The organism is Duganella sp. 1224, from assembly GCF_013408245.1.
Lineage (GTDB): Bacteria > Pseudomonadota > Gammaproteobacteria > Burkholderiales > Burkholderiaceae_D > Rugamonas.
Map to the genome: position 1 here is coordinate 2315915 of NZ_JACBYS010000001.1, position 17212 is coordinate 2333126.

At 65.4% G+C, this 17212-nt stretch carries 16 protein-coding genes; 13 read left to right on the forward strand and 3 right to left on the reverse strand.

Translation table 11 applies throughout. The annotated features are described in order from the left end of the window. Window positions 1-149: 149 nt before the first annotated feature. On the forward strand, window positions 150-662 hold the full coding sequence (locus tag FHW58_RS10265; protein WP_179672908.1) for a DUF1993 family protein: 513 nt from the start codon (window positions 150-152) through the stop codon (window positions 660-662). Window positions 663-705: 43 nt separating this feature from the next. On the opposite strand, the gene FHW58_RS10270 is transcribed toward FHW58_RS10265, so the two are convergent. Next, window positions 706-894, reverse strand: coding sequence for a DUF1289 domain-containing protein (locus tag FHW58_RS10270; RefSeq protein WP_179672909.1), 189 nt, complete (start codon window positions 892-894; stop codon window positions 706-708). Then, window positions 891-1448 carry a DUF1415 domain-containing protein gene (locus FHW58_RS10275; protein ID WP_179672910.1) on the reverse strand — a complete coding sequence of 186 codons (558 nt, stop codon included), beginning with the start codon at window positions 1446-1448 and terminating at the stop codon, window positions 891-893. Before FHW58_RS10275 ends, FHW58_RS10270 begins: the two co-directional genes overlap by 4 nt. Before the next feature lie 228 nt (window positions 1449-1676). Here FHW58_RS10275 and FHW58_RS10280 point away from each other — a divergent pair, with 228 nt between their 5' ends. The 4 genes from FHW58_RS10280 (at window position 1677) to FHW58_RS10295 (ending at window position 5912) form a co-directional block, all read left to right on the forward strand. Continuing rightward, window positions 1677-3005: a transglycosylase SLT domain-containing protein gene (locus tag FHW58_RS10280; protein ID WP_179672911.1), complete on the forward strand. Its 1329-nt coding sequence runs from the start codon at window positions 1677-1679 to the stop codon at window positions 3003-3005. Window positions 3006-3200: 195 nt separating this feature from the next. Then, on the forward strand, window positions 3201-3992 hold the full coding sequence (fabI, locus tag FHW58_RS10285; RefSeq protein ID WP_179672912.1) for an enoyl-ACP reductase FabI: 792 nt from the start codon (window positions 3201-3203) through the stop codon (window positions 3990-3992). A 142-nt stretch (window positions 3993-4134) separates the two neighbouring features. After that, a complete protein-coding gene (locus FHW58_RS10290; RefSeq protein WP_229265118.1) occupies window positions 4135-4659 on the forward strand; it encodes a sigma-70 family RNA polymerase sigma factor in 525 nt (174 codons plus the stop codon). Continuing rightward, a complete protein-coding gene (locus FHW58_RS10295; protein ID WP_179672914.1) occupies window positions 4656-5912 on the forward strand; it encodes a hypothetical protein in 1257 nt (418 codons plus the stop codon). The genes FHW58_RS10290 and FHW58_RS10295 overlap by 4 nt, the downstream gene beginning before the upstream one ends. A gap of 2 nt (window positions 5913-5914) precedes the next feature. Here the strand turns inward: FHW58_RS10295 and FHW58_RS10300 are convergent, their stop codons facing one another. After that, a complete protein-coding gene (locus FHW58_RS10300; RefSeq protein ID WP_229265119.1) occupies window positions 5915-8884 on the reverse strand; it encodes a VIT domain-containing protein in 2970 nt (989 codons plus the stop codon). 197 nt (window positions 8885-9081) lie between these two features. Here FHW58_RS10300 and FHW58_RS10305 point away from each other — a divergent pair, with 197 nt between their 5' ends. The 8 genes from FHW58_RS10305 (at window position 9082) to FHW58_RS10340 (ending at window position 17108) form a co-directional block, all read left to right on the forward strand. After that, complete coding sequence (locus tag FHW58_RS10305; RefSeq protein ID WP_179672915.1) at window positions 9082-9615, forward strand: cyclic nucleotide-binding domain-containing protein; 534 nt, start codon at window positions 9082-9084, stop codon at window positions 9613-9615. Between the two features lie 308 nt (window positions 9616-9923). After that, the gene (locus FHW58_RS10310) at window positions 9924-11342 is read left to right on the forward strand and encodes a DEAD/DEAH box helicase (protein ID WP_179672916.1); all 1419 of its coding nucleotides are present in this window, start codon (window positions 9924-9926) and stop codon (window positions 11340-11342) included. 80 nt (window positions 11343-11422) lie between these two features. Then, on the forward strand, window positions 11423-12115 hold the full coding sequence (locus FHW58_RS10315) for a hypothetical protein (RefSeq protein ID WP_179672917.1): 693 nt from the start codon (window positions 11423-11425) through the stop codon (window positions 12113-12115). After that, a complete protein-coding gene (locus FHW58_RS10320; protein WP_179672918.1) occupies window positions 12116-12631 on the forward strand; it encodes a hypothetical protein in 516 nt (171 codons plus the stop codon). A gap of 79 nt (window positions 12632-12710) precedes the next feature. After that, entirely contained in the window at window positions 12711-14798 is a 2088-nt protein-coding gene (locus FHW58_RS10325; protein WP_179672919.1) for a phosphocholine-specific phospholipase C, read from the forward strand. A gap of 129 nt (window positions 14799-14927) precedes the next feature. Then, window positions 14928-15491, forward strand: a complete 564-nt coding sequence (locus FHW58_RS10330; RefSeq protein ID WP_179672920.1) for an RNA polymerase sigma factor — start codon at window positions 14928-14930, stop codon at window positions 15489-15491. 13 nt (window positions 15492-15504) lie between these two features. Next, window positions 15505-15864: a hypothetical protein gene (locus tag FHW58_RS10335; protein ID WP_373996651.1), complete on the forward strand. Its 360-nt coding sequence runs from the start codon at window positions 15505-15507 to the stop codon at window positions 15862-15864. Continuing rightward, on the forward strand, window positions 15861-17108 hold the full coding sequence (locus tag FHW58_RS10340) for an MFS transporter (protein WP_179672921.1): 1248 nt from the start codon (window positions 15861-15863) through the stop codon (window positions 17106-17108). Before FHW58_RS10335 ends, FHW58_RS10340 begins: the two co-directional genes overlap by 4 nt. Window positions 17109-17212 lie beyond the last annotated feature (104 nt).

A 17212-nucleotide genomic window follows, 5' to 3' on the forward strand; every position in this document is an offset into this window, starting at 1 on the left:
GTACAGCGTATTGATTAGTTTGCATCATCGGTCTGTGGTTGTTACTTGATAGGAATTATGCCCGTAAATATGCAAAAAAAGTGCCAGAGTCGCCAAAATCCCACAGCCAAGTTATGATCGCGGCTCTTTCCCTCATCGAAGAATTCGCCATGACCACCACGTTCTCCATGTATTCCGCGTCCATCCCGGTGTTTAAGCAGATCCTGAACAGCCTGCACGCCATCCTGGACAAGGCCGAGGCCCACGCCGCCGACAAGAAAATCGACCCGGCCGCGCTGCTGCAGTTCCGCCTGTTCCCGGACATGCTGCCATTCACCCGCCAGATCCAGATCGCCTGCGATTTCGCCAAGGGCGCCGCCGCCCGCCTGGGCGGCCAGGAAGTGCCGTCGTATGAAGACAAGGAAGTCAGCTTCGCCGACCTGAAGGCGCGCATCGTCAAGACGCTGGCGTTTATCGACAGTGTGCCGCAGGCGCAGATCGAGGGCAGCGAAGGCCGCGCCATCACCACCGGCAGCGGCGAGAAGACCAAGCACTTCGTTGGACAGACCTATCTGTTCCACTACGCGCTGCCGCACTTCTACTTCCACGCCACCACCGCTTACGACATCCTGCGCCACAACGGTTTGGAGATCGGCAAGAAGGACTTTATCGGCAGCTACTAAGCACGCGTTCTATGGGCCCCGGCGTTCGCCGGGGCGACGACGGTCAGGTGTTGCGGCGCGGGTAGCCCTGCGCCAGGATGCGCTGCCAGACCACCTCTTTCGCCTCCGGCGTCATCGACACCCAGTGCGCCACCTCGACCACCGTGCGGCCGCAGCCGCGGCAGACTTCATCGAAGGTGGTCGAGCACACCGCCACGCACGGCGTGTCCGGACGGATCGGCAGGTCGCTCATGGCTTCTCCAACAGCTTGTCCCAGCCGTCGTGGCCGAGCTGCTCCAGCTTCTCGATATTCTTGTCAAAAATATCCGACGCGTCCGGGAAAGCCTCGACCGCGCGGTCGATGCTGTCCTCGCGCAGCAGGTGCAGCGTCGGGTACGGCGAGCGGTTGGTGTAGTTGCCAATGTCGTTGGGATCGGTATCGGCGAACTGGTACTGCGGATGGAAACTGGCCACCTGCAGGAAACCGTCCAGCCCCAGGTCTTCCAGCGCGGCGTCGGCGACGTCGAGGAACTCGTTGTAGTCGTAGAAATCGGTCAGCACATGCGGGTGGATCAGCAGCGTGGTGTCGATTTTTTCCGGATCGGCGTCGGCCAGGTGCTGTAGCTCTTCCATCAACTTTTCCAGCAGCGCTTCCGGGGTTTCCGCCTCGCTGACCACGTAGCGGACCTGCTTTTTGACGTGCACGCTCTTGGCGAACGGGCACAGGTTCAGGCCGATGACGGCCTTTTCCAGCCAATGGACGGTGTCGGCGATGACCACATCGCGGTCGATGGCGGGACTACTCATATTGCTCTTCCTCAATCACTACGCAAAAACAGGATTGTACGCACTCTTGGCCACATCGCCTACTTCCGTTAATTTGCACAGATCTGACGCTTATTTGACAGGAATTGTTGCATATAAGAATTTGTCATAAGGCTGACATATTTCTTGACTCGTCGGGGCGACCTTCGTACACTCCACGTTTAATTCATAGTCCACGCGAAGTTTCTTCTCGCCAACTCACGGAAAACTATGCAAGCACGAACTCCCAAATCCGCCGTTTTGGCCACGCTGGTGGCGCTGCTAGCGCCCGCGCTGTCCCAAGCGTACGATCACGCACCAGATTTGCCGACGGTCACCACCGCGCTGTCTCCCCTGCCAAAGTTCCCTGTTCCCGACGTCACCTCCCTGAAAACCAAATCGGCCAAGCTGGTCGACGAGGAGGCTTTCCGCGAAAAAGACGTCTGGGGCCGCATCCGCAGCGGCTATGCGATTCCAGATGTCAATAACGACCTGGTCGCCAAGCACGTCAACTGGTACGCCACCCGGCCCGATTACATCGCCCGCACCACCGCGCGCGCCTCGCTGTACCTGTTCCACGTGGTGTCCGAGCTGGAAAAGCGCGGCATGCCGACCGAACTGGCGCTGCTGCCGTTCATTGAATCGGCGTTCAACCCGAACGCCCTGTCCAACGCCAACGCCGCTGGCATCTGGCAGTTTGTGCCGGGCACCGGCCGCGACTTCAACCTCAAGCAGGACGCCTTCAAGGACGAGCGCCGCGGCATCCTGGCCTCGACCGACGCCGCCCTGACCTATCTGCAGCGCCTGTACGATATGTTTGGCGACTGGCAACTGGCCTTGGCCGCCTACAACTGGGGCGAAGGCTCGGTGCAGAAGGCCATCAAGCGCAACCAGGCGGCCGGCAAGCCGACCGATTTTGAAAGCCTGGCCGACCTGATGCCGGCCGAAACCCGCAACTACGTGCCCAAGCTGCAGGCGGTCAAGAACATCGTCGCCAACCCGCAGCAATACGGCCTGAGCCTGCCGGTGATCGACAATTCGCCGTACTTCACAGCGGTCGACAAGACCAGCGACATCGACCTGACCGTGGCCGCCCACCTGGCCGAGCTGTCGGTGGACGAGTTCAAGGCGCTCAACCCGCAGTTCAAGCGCCCGGTGATCGTCGGCGGCGAGGATACCAAGATCCTGTTGCCGAAGGAAAACGCCGAGAAGTTCCACCTGAACCTGGCCCAGTGGACCAAGGAACTGTCGACCTGGTCAACCCACAAGATCACCAGCGCGCGCGAATCGATCCGTTCGCTGGCCTCGCGCTTCCACACTTCGCCGGAAGTCATTCGCCAGGCCAACAATATTCCGCAGAATTCGGTGCTGAAGGCCGGCTCCACCATCCTGGTGCCGAAAATCTCGGCCTCGGCCGGCGACATCACGCCGGACGTGGCGGACACCGCCAACGTGGCCTACGAAACCGAACGCGCCAGCGCCAAGCCGGCCAAGGGTTACAAACTGGTCAAGGCCCGCGTCCACCACGACAGCAACAAAAAACACCGCAAGGCCAACTGACGAGGCCGCGCCAGCCCCGCGCCGGCGGGGCGGCGGGCGGCGATTCAGAGGTTGCAGTCGCGGCTGACACGCCCTACAATCTTGGTCTTGCGTGTCGGGCAATACTCGCACCCTAAAAAAACACAACCCCACTGACGTCGCCAGCCAGCTCCGAGAGAGAGCCAGCGAGCGCGCGCAGTTGCAATCGGAGTCCCTATGGCGTTCTTGCAAGGCAAAAAAATCCTCATCACTGGTCTGCTGTCGAACCGTTCCATCGCCTACGGTATCGCCAAGGCTTGCCATCGCGAAGGCGCCGAACTGGCGTTCACCTACGTCGGCGAACGTTTCAAAGACCGCATCACCGAATTCGCGGCCGAGTTCGGCAGCAAGCTGGTGTTCGACTGCGACGTCACCAGCGACGAGCAGATCGCCGCGCTGTTTGCCGACCTGGGCCAGAGCTGGACGCAGCTGGACGGCCTGGTGCACGCGATCGGCTTCGCGCCGCGCGAAGCCATCGCCGGCGAGTTCCTGGACGGCCTGACCCGCGAAAACTTCCGCATCGCCCACGATATTTCGGCGTACAGCTTCCCGGCGCTGACCAAGGCCGCGCTGCCGCTGCTGAAGGATGGTTCGTCGGTGCTGACGCTGTCGTACCTGGGCGCGGTGCGCGCTATTCCTTACTACAACACCATGGGCCTGGCCAAGGCGTCGCTGGAAGCGTCGGTGCGCTACCTGGCCGAGAACCTGGGCAAGCTGGGCATCCGTTCGAACGGCATTTCGGCCGGTCCGATCAAGACCCTGGCGGCGTCGGGCATCAAGGACTTCGGCAAGCTGCTGGGCTTTGCCGCCTCGCACGCGCCGCTGCGCCGCAACGTCACCATCGAGGAAGTGGGCAATACCGCCGCCTTCCTGCTGTCGGACCTGGCGTCGGGCATCACCGGCGAGATCACCTACGTCGACGGCGGCTTCTCGCACGTGATGGGTCTGAACGCCGAAGACTACCAGTAATTCCCCCGCACGGCGCTGCGGCCAGGGTCTGACCCCGTACGGGGTCAGACCCTTTTGTTTTGGGGTGCAGCTGGCTCCCCCGCCGCGCGATCGCGGTGCTACACTTGCTCGCATGTCAACCGAGCCCTCCGACGAGTCACTGATGCTGCGCTATGCCGATGGTGATCTGGCCGCGTTCCGCGCGCTGTATCAGCGCCATCAGCGCGGGCTGTACCGCTTTGTCGCGTGGCGCTCGCCACGGCGCGACTGGGTCGACGAGGTGGCGCAGGAGACCTGGATCGGCTTGCACCAGGCGCGGGCGCGGTATGTGCCCAGCGCCAGCTTTCGCACCTTTCTGTATCAGATCGCGCGCAACCGGTTGGTGGATTTGCAGCGGCAGTCGCCGTTGCTGGCCGATGATGCCGGGCCGGAGCTGGAAAGTCCGGCGGCCGATATGGCGCTGGAGTCGCGGCAGATGAATACGGCGCTGCACCGGGCCATCCGGGCGTTGCCGGGCGAGCAGAAGGAGGCGCTGGTGCTGCAGCAGTTCAGCGGGTTGTCGCTGGAGGAGATTGCGGCGCTGACCGAGGCGCCGGTGGAAACCGTCAAGAGCAGGCTGCGCTACGCCATGCGAAAATTACGCGAACAGCTGGCGGCCGATGTGGCCGCGCAGGAGGAGCAGGCATGACGCGCGGCGATCACAATCTGGAGGATGCGGAGCTGGACGGGTTCCTCGCCGGCCGCGACGACTTGTCGCGCCAGCTGGCCGCGCTGGCGCAGCCGGAGGCGCCCAAGCAGGTTGGCGATGCGATTCTGGCGTCGATCGAGGCGCAGCTTGCGGAAGAAAACGCCGCGCGAAACGCGGCGGCTACGGGGCAGGCGGCGGGATTCGCATCGGCCGACGTCGCGGTCGTGACGCGTGTCCCATCGCGTCCAGCCGCCAATATGGCTCGCTGGCGCGTCCCCGCCGGCCTTGCCGCCAGCCTGATTGGCGCGTTGCTGTTGACGCTGGAATGGCAGCGCGGCGACTATGCCCAGCAGGCGCAAACGGCGGCACCAAAGCACAGCCCAGCCGCGAGCGCGCCGCAATTCGCGCCGCCACCATCCGCCGACACGCCGGTCGGTGCGCCGGTCAGTACGCCGGTCAGTGCTCAGGTCAGTGCACCGGTCAGTGCACAGGTCAATCATCCGGCCGATGGACCAGCCGATGCGTCGAATGCGCCGATCGCAGACGCCGCGCCAGCAAACGTAGCGTCCACCAGGAGCGCGCCCGTCGCGCAAGCGGCGCCGCCACCGCTGCCCACGCGACAAGGGCAGCGGGAGCAGCGCCAGCCCGCAACGCCAACGGACGCGCCGCACCAGCAATCCGCCCCGCCGCCGCTCACGGCCGCGACGCCACCCGCTGACATTCCGCTCACGGCCGCGACCCCGCCGACCGACATTCCGCTCTCGTATGCGACGCCGTCCGCCGACACTCCGCTCTCGTACGCGGCGCAATCGACGCCCGTCCTGATGTCGTCGCGGGCGCCGATTGCCCTGCCGGCCCCGCCCCCCGCGCTGGCGCCGGCGCCGGTCCAGGCCCGCTCGCCGGCACCGGCCACGCTGTCGACATCCGCCTCCTTGCCCGCATCTACCTCCTTGGCGGCATCCGCCGCCTTGGCAGCCCGCGCCTCGCTGTCGGCGCCGGCGTTGGCGCCTGCCCCGGGCTACGTGGCCTCTAGCGCGACCGCGCCGACCATGGTGAGCATCACCGGCGCCGCGCGCAAAGCCGAGGCCCAGGCGGACGCCGCGCGCGCCGCCAACTGGCTGCACGTCATCGACGAAATGCTCAAAGCCGGCCTGCGCAAAGACGCGCAAGAGGAATGGCGCCAATTCCACCTGGCCTATCCCGACTATCCCGTGCCGGAACACCTGACCAGGCAGATCAACGCCACCAACTAAAACTATTCCACCTCAAACTCGCCCACCAGCACCGTCTCGCCACGTCCCGACAAACGCAAGTTCACCAACTGATCGCGGGCCCCGGCGCCACCGAAGCCGGTAGTCAACCGCAGTTGCAACGTCGTCGCACCCGCCACCACCTGCTGGCTGCTGCCAAAATAATTGACCTCCACCTTGTACTTGCCCGGCACCGCCCGCCGCAGCGAAAACTCCTCCGGCCCATAGCCGCCGGTGAAATCCACCGACAACCGGCCACCCTGCCGCGTAAAGCGATGCCCGTAATAACAGCGCTCACCGTTCGGATCGGTCACCCACAGATCCATGTCGGCATTATCGGCATCCCAGCCCAGCACCACGCGTAAATCCAGCGGCATGTTCTTCAGCAAACGCGGATCGATGCGGCTGGTATCCAGCTTTCCCCTGCCAGACTGCGTGGCAATGATGGCATTCATCTCCGCCAGCGCGATCAGCCCGATTTCGGCAAAACGGCCGTCCCACGGACGTATCGCCACCTCGTACAGCTGGTCGATCGCCTGCTGCGCCCGGCCGGCGGCAGCGTACGCCAGACCCAGATCGCGGAACGACTGCGGCTCCTCCTCAGCCAGCTCGCGCACCTTTTCAAACACCGGAATCGCCAACTCCGGCTGGCCAGCCTGCAGCAAGCGATAACCGAGAATGCGCAGCACCTGGCGGTTCTCCAGATCCATCTCCGCCAGATTGGACAGCACACGCAAGGCCAGATCGCGCTGGCCCCGCTCAAACAGCAGATCCGCCACATCGATGTAGAACGCGCTGCTGTTGAGGTACGACGCCCGCTCATCCAGATAAATCGCATACAGCTGATCCGTTTTCGCCGCCTTCATGCGCGCGATATAGCCGGCATCGGGATGCCAGCGCTGCAGGCTGACCGAGATTTCGCCAGTCCGCTGCTCCGGCGCCCCCGTGACCGACTGATGCCGCTGCGCCGCGCCCGCCATCACGGCCGGCGCGGCCTTGCCCTCGGCCGAGACAAACGACAGCGGCGCCGCAACCGCCGCCGGCGCGGGAGGCGGCGCCAGCGGCATCGGCGGCGACTGTCCCGGCACAGGCGCCCGGCGCATGATGCGTGCGCCCTTGTCGGCCCCGTCCGCGCCAACCGCCGAGCCAGTGATCTCCACCCTGGTCAACGGCTGATCGCTCCAGCCAGGATAAAACATCGGCTTCGGCGTCCGCCCCTCCCACCAGGCCAGCTTCTGCTCAAACTGCCGCACCACCCGCTCCAGCTGGCTGCCGCGCCGCTGCGCCAGCTCGCCGCCGCGCAGCCGCTTCAGCGCCTCGACCGCCGCCTGCAACTCGGGCGGCGGCGCCACGTCATAACGCACATAATCCTCCAGCCGCTCCAGCACCAGCAGCGAGGTCTCGCGCGTCGGCATGCCAAACAGCGTGCCCAGCCGGCGGATCGCGGCGCGGTGCAAATCATAATCCACCTCCAGCTGATGCAACTTGAGGCCGGCCCACACGCGCGCCGCCATCGGATGCGACGGCGCGCTGGCCGTCACATCGATCAGCAAGGGCGTCGCCTTGCCCTGCTGCTGAAACTCCAGCGCCAGTTGCGCCGCCGGCGCCAGCAGCTTGCCCGCCACGCGCAACATGCCCTGCGGCCCTTCATCATCGTCGATCAGCACCTCGGCCGCGCCTTGCGCGCTCGCCAGCCGCAGTTGCCGGCCCTCGGTCAGCAGCAGCGCCGCCGCCTCGCCCGGCCGGTCGGCCCGCACCGTCACCAGCTTGCCGCCGCTGCGCCCGGCCAGCGCCGACAAGCGCCCGGTGTCCGCCGACACCGCCGAATTCAGCACATACAGGCGCTGGCGCGCCGCCAGCTGCGGAAACTGCTTGCCGCCGTAATTCAGCAAGCCATCGCTGACTAGCAGATATTCGTTGACGTCCGCCTGCGGCTGCCAGTCGGCCAGCGCGCTGGCGCCATCGTAGACCGTGTCGCGCAGCGCCGTGCGCAAGGCCTGCCAGTCGCCATTGACGACGCGGAAACGCTGCACCGGCTCGGCGCGGTCGCGCAGCCGCGTCAGCCGCACCTCGGCATTGCCCAGCGCACGGAAATAGCGGTCCAGCTCGGCCAACTCCGCATCGTGCTGACGCTGCCCGCCCGAGCCGGAACTGTCCCACAGCAGGCCCACCACCTTGGGCAGCGCGCGCGGCGTGCGCTGCACGGTCGCCGGCATCTCGGCCAGGAAATACGTCTCGCCGCCAAACTGCTGCACATAGGTCTGCGGCGCGGCCGACGCCGGCACCAGCAAGGTCAGCACACCGCTGGCCGCATAGCTGGCGCGCTGCAGCCGCGCCTGGTAGCCACCGCCGCTGCGCTCGAACGCGATCTCGCCGATGGCGCCGCTGACCTGCGGCGCGGCGTCGCCCGCCACCGTGACGTTCAGCGCTACGCCCTGCTCCAGCTCGCCATAAGCCAGCGGTAGCCGGTAGGCCCAGTTGGCGCCCTCGCGGTTCAGGGTTTCGCTGTACGTCAGCTCGACCGTGCGCGTGCCCTGCGCCGGAATCGGAAACACCCGCAGCTGGAAGTTATTGCCCTGCGTCTGCTCCAGCAGGGCCGGATCGACGCGCGCGCGTTCCACCGCCTCCAGGATCTGCCGCCCGCGTGCCTTGGCGACCGGCACCGCCGCCCGCATCCTGCCTTCGATATCCAGCGCGAAACCGCTGACCTGCTGTCCCGGCAGCAGCGGAAACTGCAGCTTGCCCTCCAGCGGACGCCGGTTCGGATTGAAAAACACCATGCGCAGCGTGGTCTGCGCCATGCTGCCGCCGAGCGCGGCCTCCACCGTCAGACGCTGCAGCCGCACCGGCTGCTCGGCGCCCTGCACCACCATCACCGGCGGCATCGGCCACACCGGCCGGGGCGGCTGCGCCGTCCGTTCCTGCGCCTGCGCCAGTCCGGCCGCCAGCAGCGCCATCGCCATCCATTTCCCCATCTCGTTCCCCCCGTTGCGCCGGCTGATCCGGCATTGCAGGGTGTATCGCGGCGCGCGGCGCGGCGGGGTCAGGCGATTACAAAATGATACAAATCATGCTATTATTTTAAAAACAATTCAGAACTATCCAAGACCAGGGGCAGCAAGTGAATCGAACCTCTTCCGTCGATCGACTGATCGCGCCGGACCAGTCGCGCATGCGTAAAGTACTCTTCATCCTCAGCGAGCTGGAGGATGTGGACGTCGAATGGATCGCCAATGCCGGCGACCGCCTGCGCTACCCGGTCGGCGCCGAGATCATCGGCTACGCCACGCTGCCGGACAGCGTGTATTTCGTCCTCGACGGCACTTTTTCCGTGCTCAGCGCCGGCGGCGAGCTGGTGGCCGAGTTGGGCAGCGGCGAGATCATCGGCGAAATGTCGCTGGTCGACCCGGCCCGCACCACCGCCTCGGTGCGCGCCAACGAGGGCGCCTCGGCGCTGCGCCTGTCGCACGTGCGCCTGCGCGACAAGCTGGCCGCCGATCCGTATTTCGCCGCCCGCTTCTACCGCGCGCTGGCCGTGTTCATGTCGGCGCGCATGCGCAACACCACGCGCCGCTTCGGCTACGGCCCGGTGCACGGCCACGGCGCGGCATCCCATGACATCGACGAGATCAGCGAGGCGCAACTGGCCAAGGCCCACCTGGCCAGTCTGCGCTTCGAACGGCTGCTCAAGCGCCTGGCTGGATGAGCGGCCTATACAAGCAGGCCAAACTAAGGCATAATAGCGGTCTAGCCTGCAATTGAGCGTGTCGATAGCAAAGCGATACCGATTGTTCAGCCAGTAGTACCCAAGCAGCTACGCAGCCTCAGCGCATCCATTCTGATGCCCTTATAAAGCCCTCCCGCCTCTGGTGTCGACCTTTGACACCGTCCCGGCGCAAAGCTTTTGTGCCGAAATTTCTGTCGATTTTGATTGAGTCATTTCGTTTTGGTAGGCGTTGCTATTTCGCGTTCCGCTTTGAAAGCGTGAGCGCCTGATTTTTACGAAAGAAAAGCATGACATTTGAAGCACTAGGTCTCAACACGTCCATCCTCAAAGCCCTGACCGACGCCGGCTACACCAAGCCGACCCCGGTGCAGGAGCAGGCAGTGCCAGCGGCGATCGCTGGCAAGGACCTGTTGGTATCCTCGCAAACCGGTTCCGGCAAAACGGCAGCGTTCATGCTGCCGTCGCTGCACCGCCTGGCGGCGACCGAGCCGACGGCGGCCGGCCGCACCCCCAACCAGGAAATGCAAGCCGCCCGCGCGCGCGGCGAGCGTCCACGCTTCCGTCCAGCCCAGCCGAAAATGCTGGTGCTGACCCCGACCCGCGAACTGGCGCTGCAAGTCACCACCAACACCGACAAGTACAGCGTCAACCTGCGCCGCATCAAGGCCGTGTCGATCCTGGGCGGCATGCCGTATCCGAAGCAGATGCAACTGCTGGCCAAGAATCCGGAAATCCTGGTCGCCACCCCGGGCCGCCTGATCGACCACATGGAATCGGGCAAGATCGACTTCTCGCAACTGGAAATCCTGGTGCTGGACGAAGCCGACCGCATGCTGGACATGGGCTTCATCGACGACATCGAGAAAATCGTGGCCGCCACGCCGGCAGGCCGCCAGACCATGCTGTTCTCGGCCACGCTGGACGGCGTGGTGGGCAACATGGCGCGCCGCATCACCAAGGAGCCGCAGATCATCCAGATCATGACCGCGGCCAACAAGCACGAAAACATCACCCAGCGCGTGCACTTCGTCGACGACCTGTCGCACAAGAACCGCCTGCTGGACCACCTGCTGCGCGACGAGTCGCTGGACCAGGCCGTGGTGTTCACCGCCACCAAGCGTGACGCCGACACCATTGCCGACCGCCTCAACATCGCCGGCTTCTCGGCCGCCGCGCTGCACGGCGACATGCACCAGGGCGCGCGCAACCGCACGCTGGACAGCCTGCGCCGCGGTCAGGTCAAGGTGCTGGTGGCCACCGACGTCGCCGCCCGCGGCATCGACGTGCCGAACATCACCCACGTGTTCAACTACGACCTGCCGAAGTTCCCGGAAGACTACGTGCACCGCATTGGCCGCACCGGCCGCGCCGGCCGCAATGGCCAGGCGATCTCGCTGGTGAACCACGCCGAGGGCATGCACGTGAAGCGCATCGAGCGCTTCACCAAGCAGATGATTCCGGTCAACGTGGTGGAAGGCTACGAGCCGAAGAAAACCGGCGCGGCGCCACGCTCCTCGCGTCCGGGCGGCTGGAAGCCGGGCGACAACCGCGGCGGCGCCAAGCCAGGCCAGCGTTCGTTCAGCAAGCCGGGCGCACCGCGCCGTGATGGCGTCAGCGGTTCGGCCGAAGGCTACAAGGGTCCAGGCTTCAAGGCCAACAACCCGTACAACAGCGACCGTCCACGCCGCAGCTACGGCGACCGTTAATCGACGGCGTCAGCAGCAATACGAAAAAGCCACCAAAGCAATTTGGTGGCTTTTTTTGCATTTAATGCTATGCTGCCGAAATGAAAACATTCATCGCTTCCCTGCTGCTGGCGCTCGCTGTCGCGGGCGGCTGGCCGCAGACCGCCGGCGCGCAGAATATCAATCTGGCGCCCAAGTACGGACTGGTGGAGAAGACGCCGCAGCAGCGCGCCGCCGACGACCGCTTCCTGGCCGAGATGGACAAGCAGTTCAACGGCGACCGCGCCAAGGCGGCGGAACAGGTGGCGCAACTGGGCTGGAGCTATCTGCGCAAGGGTTCGCAGCAGGACGCCATCCGCCGCTTCAACCAGGCATGGCTGCTGGATCACGCAAACGGCACGGCCTTGTGGGGCATGGCGGCGATAGAAGGCAGCAGAGGCAAGGCGCTTGAGGCGCAAAAGCTGCTTGCCGAGGCCGAGCCCCGTCTGCGCGGCAATGTGGATTTCGACGTGGATTACGCCCGCGCGCTGGCCATGGTCGGCGCCCAGCAGCGGGACAAGGCCATGATGGCCGATGCCGCCAGGCGCTGCGAAGCCATCTACCTGCGCCATCCCGAGCATGCCGCCAATCTGCAGAACTGGGCCATCCTGCTGTTTTACATGGGCGACTACGCGGGCGCGTGGAACAAGGTGCAACTGGCGGAAACAGCGCCAGGCAGCGCGACGCTGGATCCCGCATTCCTTGCCGCGCTCGGCAATAAGATGGCCCGGCCGGGCGCCAACAATCCGCGCTAGATGACTTCGCTAACGTCGATCCGCCGCAATGTGAGCCGGGGCCGATTTCTCGCCCTGCTCGCACTGCTGTCCGTGAGCGCCCATGCGGCCGATGTCGTCCCACCCCACCTGGTCGGCAGCTGGGGCACCGGCGCCTCGCTGTATGACGGCAACGAACAGCAAGCGGAGATTTATTTGTGGCCCGATGGCTGGGGCCTGATGGCCGGCTCGACCGCGCCAGCGCGCCGCGCCGATGGCGTGGATGACGGCCAGCCCGCCCCCCGCGCACTGATAGGCTGGCCGGTTCGCGCCAGCATGGAGGGCGACATGCCGGTACTGCGGAGCTTTGCGCCGCCGGGCGTCCCCGGCATGAAAGCAGGACTCGTCATCCCTTGCCGCTACGAGGCGGCGCCAGCCACGCTGACCTGCACGACGCCGGCCGACAACAAGACCTTGGTCCTGAAGCGGCGCAGCGCTGCCGTGCCTGCGGAAATGGAAAAAATGCTCGACCAGATCGTGCCGAAGGACCAGCGCTAGCAAGGCGCGCGGCCGACGCCATCGGCTTGTCATATTCGCCGGCTATCATCGTCGCTTCCGCCATTTTTGCCTTGCCCGCATGTCGATCAACCGCCGTCAATTCCTCCGCTACGCCGGCGGTGCCGCCGCCCTCTTCCCCGACCTGATCCGCGACGCGCTGGCGGTGCCGGCCAACAACGCCACCGGCACGCTGGCCGACGTCGAGCACGTGGTCATCTTCATGCAGGAAAACCGCTCCTTCGACCATTACTTCGGCACGCTGTCCGGCGTGCGCGGCTTTAACGATCCGCGCGCCATCACGCTGCCAAGCGGCAAGCCGGTCTGGTACCAGCCCGACGGCGCCGGCGGCCATGTGCTGCCGTTCCACTTCGACGCCAAAAACACCAGCGCCCTGTCGCTCGGCACCGACCACACGTGGAAAGGTTCGCAGGCCGCCTGGCAAGGCTGGGACGCCTGGGTCAAGCGCAAAACGCCGCAATCGATGGGCTATTTCGACCGCGGCGACCTGCCGTTCTACTACGCGCTGGCCGACGCCTTCACCATCTGCGACGCCTACCACTGCGCGATCTTCGGCGCCACCGATCCCAACCGCATGTACGCGCTGACCGGCACCAGCCAGGGCTGGATCGGCACCATGGGCAAGCTGTACAACGTCAATGCCGCCGGCTACTTCAACGGCGATCCGGCGCTGGACAACATCGCGCCGGACGTCATCGCCGGCGCGCCCAACTGGCGCACCTATGCCGAAACCCTGGAGGCCAACCAGGTCAGCTGGAAGGTCTACCAGGAATGGGACAACTACGGCGACAATTACCTGGCCTACTTCCGCAACTTCCGCGTCAACGCGGACGGCAGCCGTCTGGCCGCGGATGCGCCGCTGTACCAGCGCGGCCGCGCGCTGGCGCCCGGCTCCAATGCCGCCAACGCGGCCGGCACCACCGCCGACTGGCTGGTCAACGCCTTCGCCGACGACGTGCGCCACAACCGGCTGCCGCAAGTGTCGTGGATCTGCTCGCCCAACGACTACACCGAGCACTCGCCCAACTCGCCCAACGCCGGCGAACAGATCACCGCGCGCCTGCTGGCGGCGCTGGTGGCCAATCCCGAGGTATGGTCGAAGACCGTGTTCCTGTTGATGTACGACGAAAACGACGGCTTCTTCGACCACGTGCCGTCCGACCTGGCGCCGCTCAACGCCGCCATGGGCAAGACCACGCTGGCCGACATCGGCCCGTACGAAACCTACCAGGGCGAACCGGTCGGCCTCGGACCGCGCGTGCCGATGCTGATGATTTCGCCGTGGAGCCGTGGCGGCCGCGTCTGCTCGCAGCTGTTCGATCACACCTCGCAACTGCGTTTCCTGGAAGAGTGGCTGGTGGCCAAGGGCAAGCAGCGCTCGGCCGTGCGGTGTGACCTGATCTCGCCGTGGCGCCGCGCGGTCTGCGGCGACCTGACCTCGGCGTTCGACTTCGGCACGCCGAACCGCGACTGGCCGGCCAGCGTGCCGCCGAGCGCCGCCTATGCGCGCGTGTCCGGCAAGCCGTATCCGCAACCGCCGCTTGACCAGACGCTGCCGCGGCAGGAGCCCGGCTCGCGCGCCGCCTGCGCGCTGCCGTATGCATTGTCGGTGCACGGCCACCGGACCGGCGCCCGGGAGTTTGCACTGAGCTTCGCCAACAGCGGCCAGGCCGGCGCCGCGTTCATCGTCTATTCCCGTCTGCGCCAGCATGGCCCGTGGTACTACACGGTCGAAGCCGGCAAGCAGATCGACGGCGACATCCTGCGTTTCGACGGCGGCGCGTACGAACTGAGCGTCCACGGTCCGAACGGCTTTTTGCGCCAGTTTGAGGGCCAGGCCGCCGGGCCGGAGGTGCAGGCCGGGTACGATCGCGATGGCGGCAACATCATCCTGCGGCTTGCCAGCCAGCACGGCGGCCAAGCCTGCCGTTTCACCATCACCGACAACGCCTATGGCGCCGCGCCGGTCCAGCGCAGCGTGGCCGCCGGCAGGACCGAGGCGATCGCCTGCGACCTCGGTGCCAGCCATGGCTGGTACGACTACACCATCACCTGCGCCACCGATCCCCACTGGCGGCGGCGCCTGGCCGGGCACGTCGAGACCGGCCGCGCGGGCCGCACGGATCCGGCGATTGGCATACGAGGTTAACCCCGCACTGCGGCGAACAGGGGTCTGACCCCGTACGGGGTCAGACCCCATCCTCCGGGGTTGGAGGCGCAGCTCAATCTGGCTGTTCGGGCGGTACAATATTTCCAGTTGTGGATCGTCTTCCGGAATATGACCGCACCACCAACGACAACCGAGCAAGACCAGGCCATCACCGCGACCGTGTTGCGCGAGCGGTCGCGCTTGTGGCACTTCATCCGGCGTCGCGTGGCGGACCAGACCGACGCCGATGATATCCTGCAAGACGTGTTCTACGAATTCACCCAGGCCTACCACCTGCCCGAGCCGATCGAACAGGTCAGCGCCTGGCTGTTCCGCGTGGCGCGCAACCGGATCATCGACCGCTTCCGCAAGAAAAAGGAGGTCGCGCTCGACGACCTCAACAACAACAGCGACGACGAGGACGACGCCTACCGCCTCGACCTCATGCTACCCTCGCCCGACGCCGGCCCCGAGGCCGCCTACACCCGCGCCATGCTGCTGGAAGAACTGCAACTGGCGCTGGAAGCCCTGCCCGCCAACCAGCGCGAAGTCTTCATCGCCCACGAACTGGACGGCATCAGCTTCAAGGAGATGGCGGCCCAGACCGGCGTCCCGATCAACACCTTATTGGCCCGCAAGCGCTACGCCGTGCTGTTCCTGCGCCAGCGCCTGCAAGCCCTGTACGACGAATGAAAGGACACACCCGATGCGCCCCGAACACATGAGCTACAAGAAATTCAAGCTGATCAAAGGCTTGTGGATACTCACCGCCGCCGCCGCGCTCGGCGCCATCGTCATGTGGCTGTGGAACGCGCTGCTGCCGGACATCTTCCCCGGCGCCAATGCCGTCAGCTATTGGCAGGCCCTGGGATTGCTGCTACTCTGCCGCATCCTGTTTGGCGGTTTCCGCGGCCACCACCGCGACTGGCATGAAAAGCGCGAGCACTGGCAACGCTGGCAGGCCATGACCCCGGAGGAACGCGCGCAATTCTTCAAACAACGCGAGCAGTTCTTCCAGCACCGCGCGCCCTTCTGCCGTCCATCCGAAAAGAAAGAAAACGAATGAACAAAACGCCCGCGCCGCCGTTCAGCGGCTACCAGAAAATCGTCGTGGTCATGCTGGCCTTCCTGCAGTTCGCCGTCATCCTCGACTTCATGATCATGTCGCCGCTGGGCGCGCTGATCATGCCGGACCTGCACATCGGCCCGGCGCAATTCGGCCTGGTGGTGTCGGCCTACGCCTTCAGCGCCGGCATTTCCGGCCTGCTGACGGCCGGTTTCGCCGACCGCTACGACCGCAAGAAGCTGCTGCTGTTCTTCTACACCGGCTTCATCGTCGGCACTGTCTGGTGCGGGCTGGCGCAAAGTTTCGGGTCGCTGCTGGCCGCGCGCGTGTTCACCGGCCTGTTCGGCGGCGTGATCGGTTCCATCGTGCTGGCCATCGCCACCGACCTGTTCCCGCCGCAGATGCGCGGCCGCGTGATGGGCCTGATCCAGACCGCGTTCGCCGCCAGCCAGGTGCTGGGCATTCCGGCCGGCATTTACCTGTCCAACCAGTGGAACTGGCACGTGCCATTCATCGCCATGGCGGCGTTTGGCCTGGCCGGCGGCCTGCTGGTGGCGTGGAAGCTGCAACCGGTGGACGCCCACCTCGGCCAGCCGCAGGAACACAGCCCGTTTATGCATTTATGGAATACCGTGACCGAAAAACGCTACCTGCTGGCGTTTGCCGTCACCGCCCTGCTGACCACCGGCGGCTTCATGCTGATGCCGTTCAGCAGCGCCTACATCGTCAACAACATGGGCATCGACCTGCAGCATCTGCCGACCGTGTACCTGGTCACTGGCGTCTGCACCATCTTCATCGGCCCGATGATCGGCCGCGCGGCGGACGCCGTCGGCAAGTTCCGCGTGTTCCTGTTTGGCACCGCGCTGTCGATCGCCATGGTGCTGATCTACACCCATCTCGGCCGCGTGCCGCTGTGGATGCTGGTGCTGGTCAATTCGCTGCTGTTCGTTGGCATCTTCTCGCGCATGATCCCGTTCCAGGCGCTGTCGTCGACGGTGCCGGTGCAGACCCAGCGCGGCTCGTACAACGCCATCAGCGCCTCGATCCAGCAGCTGGCCGGCGGCCTGGCGTCGGTAGTGTCCGGCCACATCGTCACCCAGGCGGCGGACGGGCGGCTGCAGCATTTCGACACGGTCGGCTACGTGGTGGTGGCCAGCGCGCTGACCGCCGCCGCGCTGCTGTGGCGCCTGCAGCGCGGCCTGCCCGGTGCCGCCGCCCCGGCGCCGCAGGCAGCCGCGTAACCGCCGGAATGTTGGTGAATGTTGGTTGAAGGTAGTAAATTGTTTCTATTTGTTAAGAAATTCTAATTTAGTTGCCACACGGCACTATCCCAAATTATAATATT